At 32.2% G+C, this 7921-nt stretch carries 7 protein-coding genes; 5 read left to right on the top strand and 2 right to left on the bottom strand.

Annotation, left to right across the window (positions count from 1 at the left end):
- Window positions 1-403: 403 nt before the first annotated feature.
- Window positions 404-790 carry a nucleoside triphosphate pyrophosphohydrolase family protein gene (locus tag J8281_RS14955; protein WP_210198446.1) on the bottom strand — a complete coding sequence of 129 codons (387 nt, stop codon included), beginning with the start codon at window positions 788-790 and terminating at the stop codon, window positions 404-406.
- A 152-nt stretch (window positions 791-942) separates the two neighbouring features.
- On the opposite strand from J8281_RS14955, the gene J8281_RS19745 reads away from it, so the two are divergent.
- The 5 genes from J8281_RS19745 (at window position 943) to J8281_RS14935 (ending at window position 5518) form a co-directional block, all read left to right on the top strand.
- On the top strand, window positions 943-1134 hold the full coding sequence (locus tag J8281_RS19745; protein ID WP_246849132.1) for a hypothetical protein: 192 nt from the start codon (window positions 943-945) through the stop codon (window positions 1132-1134).
- A 188-nt stretch (window positions 1135-1322) separates the two neighbouring features.
- Window positions 1323-1856, top strand: coding sequence for a hypothetical protein (locus J8281_RS14950; RefSeq protein ID WP_210198445.1), 534 nt, complete (start codon window positions 1323-1325; stop codon window positions 1854-1856).
- A gap of 46 nt (window positions 1857-1902) precedes the next feature.
- Window positions 1903-3738 carry a sensor histidine kinase gene (locus J8281_RS14945; RefSeq protein ID WP_210198444.1) on the top strand — a complete coding sequence of 612 codons (1836 nt, stop codon included), beginning with the start codon at window positions 1903-1905 and terminating at the stop codon, window positions 3736-3738.
- On the top strand, window positions 3735-4361 hold the full coding sequence (locus J8281_RS14940) for a response regulator transcription factor (RefSeq protein ID WP_210198443.1): 627 nt from the start codon (window positions 3735-3737) through the stop codon (window positions 4359-4361). The genes J8281_RS14945 and J8281_RS14940 overlap by 4 nt, the downstream gene beginning before the upstream one ends.
- 350 nt (window positions 4362-4711) lie before the next feature.
- The gene (locus J8281_RS14935) at window positions 4712-5518 is read left to right on the top strand and encodes a hypothetical protein (RefSeq protein ID WP_210198442.1); all 807 of its coding nucleotides are present in this window, start codon (window positions 4712-4714) and stop codon (window positions 5516-5518) included.
- Between the two features lie 271 nt (window positions 5519-5789).
- On the opposite strand, the gene J8281_RS14930 is transcribed toward J8281_RS14935, so the two are convergent.
- Complete coding sequence (locus J8281_RS14930; protein ID WP_210198441.1) at window positions 5790-7841, bottom strand: dihydrofolate reductase; 2052 nt, start codon at window positions 7839-7841, stop codon at window positions 5790-5792.
- Window positions 7842-7921 lie beyond the last annotated feature (80 nt).

Below are 7921 nucleotides of genomic sequence, written 5' to 3'. Positions count from 1 at the left end.
AACAACATCGATAAAATGACACCTGTGGAATTCGAAAAAAACTTTCCTTTGATGGCTAGCCATCAAAGGAAAACAATGACTATTTTTAACAACGAAGTATTAACCTAAAAACGGTCAACGCTAATCAGGGAAGTACAGAATTTAATTTTTTCTTTTCAATTGTCACTAAATATTAGACTAAAGTGACCTAAATTTAATATAAAAATCGTTTAGAAAATAGCCGCGATCTTATTCTAGAGCATCTTATTCAAAACATCTTGAAAGTATACTACCTCGAGGCAAGCCTTCGAGGCATTCGTTGAAAACAATTTTTCAATTTCTAGGCAAGCCTAGAGGGTATTATACCCTTTGGAGGTGCCAATTAAAATTTTATGATGAAGTTATCTTGAGTTATTATGATTATTTATCGATCCAATATTTCTTTGATATTAGGTTTAAAATAATTTGGGCCTTTAAGTACTTTTCCGTCTTCTCTGTAGATAGGTTCTCCATCTTCACCTAGTTTGCTCATGTTGCTACGCTGAATTTCATTAAAAACCTCTTCTATTTTATGTTGCATTCCGTGTTCTATAATTGTTCCACACAAAATGTATAGCATATCCCCTAATGCATCGGCAACTTCGACTAAGTCATTATTTTGGGCCGCTTCCAGGTATTCTTCATTCTCTTCTCTCATTAACTTGTAGCGTAATAAATTTTTTTGTGCACCAAGATCAGCAACAGGTTCATTTTTATATCCTATTTTAAATGCAGTGTGAAATTCTTGTACAGCAGCAATTTTATCCTTCATGAATTTTTATTCTTTAAGATTTTAAATTAATCATACATTTTTTATAATCCCTCATTCTAATTTCTCCCGAAAGAAGAAAGGACTAAGGTTTGTATAATTAATTTAAAAAGTTTGCATAATGTAATTTATCTTTGTTGTAAAAATAACAATTTATGTTTAGTCAGGGTCAGTTAGTATTTGCCATTTTTTTTGTGATTGCTTTTATAATTTTAATGATTTTTAGCTACCGAAAAGATATCAAACTACATCGCAAATATTATAAGGGCAGCCTGTTTATTTTAATTGGTTTTATTATATTTATTGTATTGTTGTTTGCGTTAAAAACGTATTTACAACCCGAGTAAACCGTATACACCCCTAGTTTTTCAATCGTATAAATGCATTTTTGATTAAGACTTTTTAAGTTTTGATCATGACTCCTTTTTGATGTTTTTGAATTGGAGTGAGAAGAATTACCCGGTATTGGGTATGGATTAGTGTACTCTTTTTTAGGAGTTTTGGGGTAACTATATAATCTTTCAAAATATAAATCATGGAAAAAATTAAAAAAATGAATGAGGATTTCTATCTAATAGTAGATTCATTTAATGAAGTAGATTATCAGCCAATTCATGTAAGTGTTCTTGGCGACTTCGCTATAGTATGTAAATTTGTTTTCGATCAAGCAAACCAAACTTTTAGAATTACTCATGCAAAAATTATTCAAGCTAAAAGAGAAATTGATATTCAAAAAGATTCCAAAAGTTATAACGAATATAAAATCAAAATGATATCAAAAACAAAACCCGTAAAAAATCCTAAGTTTTCAAAATTGGTTCAAATGGAGTTCTACGATGATCATATAGCAAACCCTGATCCAAATGACGAGTCCTTTTTTAAGATTAACCAAGAAGGTATTAGCAATTACAAATCCCGATTAGTTGGAACCTCTAAAAAAGAATATATAATAGATGTTAAACTTTTTAATGAAGATCTAGAGGAAAAGACAGATAAAATCTCATTTATCCGGAAACATCAAATGATTCTTGATTTAGGTAATCATATATGCAGATTTTATATAATTTAATGAGTTGGACAAAATAAAGATTATTTCATTAGCCATCATTTTTTTTATGCTGACAAAGAGCTTTTCTCAGCAAGATAACAAATGGAGAAAAGCTCTTATAAGAATTAAAAACTATGAAATAAGAAATGCTGATAGCATAATTAGATTAATCAATGACCCCAACAAAAGAGCCTTATTATTGAATCAAATCAATTATATAGAACAAAAACAAATTAATCCCCCATCATTGGATCAATTCGAAACTAAAACAAGTTTTGACAAAGTACTGATATTCCTGACAAAAGGAGATATTACTATATCAAATGAAATCCCCAATTATTCAAAGACTTTCGAAGCTTATCAAAAAGCTCTTGACATTGCATTGTCTAATAGTGATTCTTTATTAATTTGCTTCACTACTCGAAAAATCATAGAACTCTTATATAATAATCGAAAAGCCAAACATCTATTTTTCAAGTATTTTAATATTTATGAAAAATATTATATTGATTATAGTGAAAAAGCAACATTAGAATTCTACAAAGCTACAATCAATGCCAGTATACACCAGAGAGAATATATCAATGATTACAAAAAAGCTATTGTAATTGCTAAGAAAAGTAAAAATAGATTCATTGAAGGTAAATTATATCAGCTTTTAGGAGTCAACTTCAACTATTTTTTAAAAGAAAAAGACAGTGCAGAATTCTATTACAAAAAGGCAAACAAAATCTTTAAGGGGGCATTTTTTCAATTTACGCAAGAACCAATTTTTGCTATAAATACAAATCTAGGAATACTCTATTCAGAAAATAATCAACCTGATCTCGCTTTTTCACATTTTCAAAAAGCAAAAAAACATACATTCCCGAAAAAGAATTATTTGAATTTATCAAAACTTTCCTCTTGCTTATTTAATCATTATAGACGAATTAAAAATTACGATAGTGCGTTTTACTACAATAAACAGTTCCGAATATATAATGATTCTTTAAAAGAATATCAAAATGCCATAGCTTTGAATAAAATAGAAATCAAGTATGAAACAGCAGAAAAAGAAAAAGAAAATATTCTTCTAAAAACATCTTTAGAAAGAGAAGAACGTGAACAACAAATATTATGGATAAGTTCTATCTCTTTGCTTATTCTCGGCAGCAGTATTGGCTTACTTGTTTACAAAAACACCAAACGCAAACAACGCATCGCCGAACAAGAACGCGAAATCCAAATACAAAAAACCGAAAAACTACTCAAAGACCAGGAATTAGCAGGGATTGATGCGATGTTAGCCGGACAAGAAAAAGAACGACAACGCTTGGCTAATGATTTACATGATAACTTAGGTAGCACATTAGTAACCCTTAAACTGCATTTTAATCACCTTCAAAACAATCTAGACAATCCAAAAGCAAATAATTTGGAAGAACTTTATACTAAAACCGATAACCTTTTGGATGAAGCTTACCAAAAAGTGCGCACTATGGCACACGAAAAAAATAGTGGTGTCATGGCGAATCAAGGATTATTGCCTGCCATTAAAAACCTTGCTAAAAAAGCATCCAACGGAGACGGTTTAAAAATTGAAGTGCAAGACTACGGATTAGAAGAGCGATTGGACAATACTCTGGAGATTGCAATTTTCAGGATGATTCAAGAATTAATCACAAATATTATTAAACACGCCAATGCCAAAGAAGTGCATATCTCATTGACCAATCATGACTCTTTATTAAATATCATTGTAGAAGACGACGGAAAAGGGTTTAATCCTCAGGTTTTACATAAAAAAGAAGGTATGGGATTAAAAAACATTGAAAAGCGAGTAGAACATCTTGAAGGCACTTTTGAAATTGATACTACTCCCGGAAAAGGAACGAATACTATAATTAATATACCGATATGATTACTGTCGCCATAGCTGAAGATCATCAATCGCTTGTTGACGGAATAGATCTTCTCCTAAAGTATGAAGAAGAAATCAGTATTGTGGGTATGGCTAATGATGGTGAAAAATTATTAAAAGTTGTACGGCTGAAACAACCTAAAGTCGTTTTAATGGATATTCGAATGCCTAAAATCGATGGCATCGTAGCTACCAAAATCATTAAAAAAGAACTACCTCACGTTAAAATCATTGCTTTTTCTATGTTTGATCAGGAAGATGCCGTACGCCAAATGATCGAAGCCGGAGCTTCAGGTTATTTACTTAAAAACTCCCCATTAGAAGAAGTCTTAACTGCTATACAACAAGTTGCTCAAGGAGGCACTTACTTTGATGCCGCTATAGATCCTTTGCTATTATCCAAGGATTCCAAACCTCAAGAAAAAAAGCTAGTATTATCAAAAAGTGAACGGGAGGTGCTAAAATTAATAGGCCAAGGCAAAACCTCTTCTGAGATTGCAGCTATTCGTTTTAACTCTGTGTCCACCATAGAGACGCACCGAAAGAACATCATTCGTAAACTCGGTTTAAAGGGAAAAGGTGAACTCTTACGGTATGCGATTGAGAAAAAGTATGATTTTTAGATCATATTTATAAGCTGCAAAAGCTTATTCAATCGTCGACGAATCTCATTCATGGTCTTTTATATATCATTTAAGCATCGATAAAATGTATTCAAAGACCTTTTGACCCTATCCAACTATCGACGAAGTGTATTTAAGGGGATACCGACTTTATCTAAAAATCGACGAAATGCATTCAACGTTTATATAACCCCGTTAAAGCATCGATGAAGTACACCTGAAAACCTTCCGAGCTTATCGTGATAAAGTAGAAGCATAAATTAATGAAGAGCTTTAATATACCCGCAAACGGGTATTCTCTTATGCTTCGTTGTGTAGTAATTTTGAGAGAAATCTAAATAACTACAAAAATGAAAAAGATATTTTTAATCCTACTGTTGCTTTTAGCCATAAAAACTGAAGCTCAAAAAGTAGAAATAAATTCTCATAATCTAGCTGAAAAAGCTAGAAAGGAGATTACAAAAAATTATAAGAAAAATGGTTTAATAAACGATCGTCAAGATACTTTAAAAATACAAAAAATATCGGATAAAGATGCTATAGAACAAATTTATGGATTAAAAAAAGAAGGAATAAATTTTGGTTTGAGTCTTGGGTTCAATCTATTAATAGAAAAACACAAAGAAGCATTGATTTCGCCAATAGACAGAACCCTAATCATATCTGATCATCAATTAAGTTCTTTTGTAATTTCATCAATTGTTTCATTCCCTTTCTTATATAAAATATCAAACGGTAACAGTACCAAGTCATATATTATTAAAAGAGAAACCGATAGAAATGGAGATCCAGTGGGCAAAGCATTCATCTATTCTAAGTGGTGCTTCATCGCTATAGTTAATATTTCTCAATTTAATGGTGCTATTAATAATACTATATTCAATCAAAAAATTAGTGGAGGACTTGGTATAGCTTATAGTATAAATCCTTCTTTATCTTTAGGATTTTCTTTTGAGCTTAATTCGATAGTTCAACCTAGGAATTTTTTAGCTAATCAAGAGGGCAATGAAATCATAGCGATAAGAGAGACTACTATTGATGGAGAAACAACGATAAACGAAGAAACTTTAACAGCCTTGGACATCACCAATTCTAAATTCTTTAAGGAAGAATATTTACCATCAATATCTGTTAAATTAATCTATAAAATAATGTAGTATTCCTCTAATTGATAAAAAATTAATGAATATCCGTAATTTAACCTAAACGGTTTGCGTCAAGCTGAACTCGTTTCAGCTTCTCATCTCAATGTACTGAAAATAAACTTAATGAGATCCTGAAATGAATTCAGGATGACTTCTCAGTTAAATTTTAGGTATAATAACGGATAATCAAAAAAATTATTAGAAATAGTTTTTGTGTTTAATATAAAAATAAGAGCCTTTTCAACTATTATGAAAAGGCTCTTACAAAAATTCTATAAGTTTCTTAATTCACCTCAGGTAAAAAATTATACGCCTCGCTATATTTCAACATTTGTGAAGTAAAGTCTTGTGGTTGAGTTACTTTGATATTGGTAATCTCACCATTTTCGCCTATCTCTGGTACTAATACAGGATTCACAAAACCACTGTATGGTGCAGATGTGAATTGTTCATTGCGTTTTAAGACTTCGGCATGCAGCGTCTGATCTACTTTTACTCCGTAATCTTCTACTAGGGCTTCTGCGGCTTTATAATCTCCTTCAGATTTAATACGTTGCGTTTCGCGAAGCAAACGGCCAAAAATCTCACGTAACTTTTGATAATCATTAATATTATAATATGTTTTTCCGTTTTTAGTGACCTTTTCGATCACATTATCTTTTTTACCCTGCTCAAACGCCCATGCACTTACCCACTGTCTATTTCGCATATGAGCTTCTTCTACATCATCACCCAGATTCAAACGAATTAATTGGGTCATCAAGCCATTTCTAATGTAGCCGTCATATGAAGCTTTACCTACTTTTTCCCAATCATTGACCAAACCAAGTTCTTGTAATTTTGGATCCATTAAGTAATACAGCCCCACTAGATCTGCACGACCTTCTTCCATAGTTGAGGCATAATTTTTTAATGTTTCTTTGGTTTCACCCACTCCCGGATTTAATTGTCCCGAAGCATGACCTATTACTTCGTGCAAAGCAGTATGTAGTTTATCTGCTAATTGTCCGTATTCTTCTTCCAGCTCAAATTCTTCATCATCATGAACAAATTCTTTTAAACGTCCAGATCCTCCTGCATTGTTGTAGGCTTCGATGATGTTACCTAGAGAAACAGATTTAGAACCTACAGCAGCTCTAATCCAATTCGCATTTGGCAGATTTACGCCGATAGGTGTACTTGGAGAGGCATCACCGGCTTCTCCTGCTACTGTAACTACTTTGTAGGATACACCTACTACACTATCTTTTTTGTGCTCCTCCATTAGTGGCGAATGATCTTCAAACCATTGCGCATTTTCAGAGAGTACCGCCATCTTTTTTGACATATCAAAATCTTTGATTTGTACTATGGTTTCGTACGACCCTCTATAGCCTAACGGATCATTATATACTTCTATAAAACTGTTGATATAATCGATATTACCTTCGGTTGCCGCAGTCCAGGCAACATTGTAATCATCCCAGATTTGCAAATCTCCTGTTTTATAGTATTCGATTAACAATCCAATAGCGTCACCTTGAGCCTTATTTTCAGCTACTTCTTTTGCTTTTTCTAACCATTTGATAATTTCATCTATCGCAGTACCATACAAACCTCCTGATTTGTATACTCTTTCCTTAAGTGCTCCGTTTTCTTTTACCAATTGAGAATTTAAACCATATGACAAGGGTTTCTCGGGATTAGGAGATTTCATTTTACTGTAGAATGATGCTACATCGGCATTGGTAACATTAGGTCCGTAGAAATTCACAGCAGATAAAGCAACATTATCCACTCCTTTGGCCTGATTCACCTTTTTGACATCTTGATCATTAAAAATAACTTCGTAAGCCTCTTTAGAAATTTTGGTCTTGGTCGCCATGAGTAACTTACTTAAATAATCCCGGCTAAACCCGGGCTTTATTTTATCGTTACTGTAGTGATGGTGAATTCCATTAGAAAACCAAACACGTTTTAAATACGTTTCAAATGATCTCCATTCTTCAGAGCTTTTATCTCCATCATATTGAGTATATATATTTTCTAAAGCTTTTCTTATGGTGAGATTATGGCGGTAGTTTTGATCCCACATGATATCTCTTCCGCTTAAACCGGCTTGCACCAGGTAATAGACAAGCTTTTGTTCTTTTAAGGTAAGATCATTCCATCCCGGAATTTGATATCTTAAAATTTTTATATCGGCAAACTGCTCTACTTTATAATCAAATTTTTCTTTAATCGCTTCGTTTTCTTGTGCAGACAAGTTCGTTTGATTTTGATTATTTAGATCTTTTTTACAAGCTACAATTATGAAAATAATAGCCATAAAAAATAGGATCGTTTTGAGTTTCATAGTAAATATTTAAAAGTTTGCGCAAATGTAATAAAATAATAGGACGCAAAAATTAGTTATATTAGCTAATCAAAATATCT

It is taken from the genome of Aquimarina sp. U1-2 (assembly GCF_017897595.1).
Lineage (GTDB): Bacteria > Bacteroidota > Bacteroidia > Flavobacteriales > Flavobacteriaceae > Aquimarina.
Note: the sequence above shows the minus strand (reverse complement) of the source record. Positions and strands in the feature narration are given on the sequence as shown.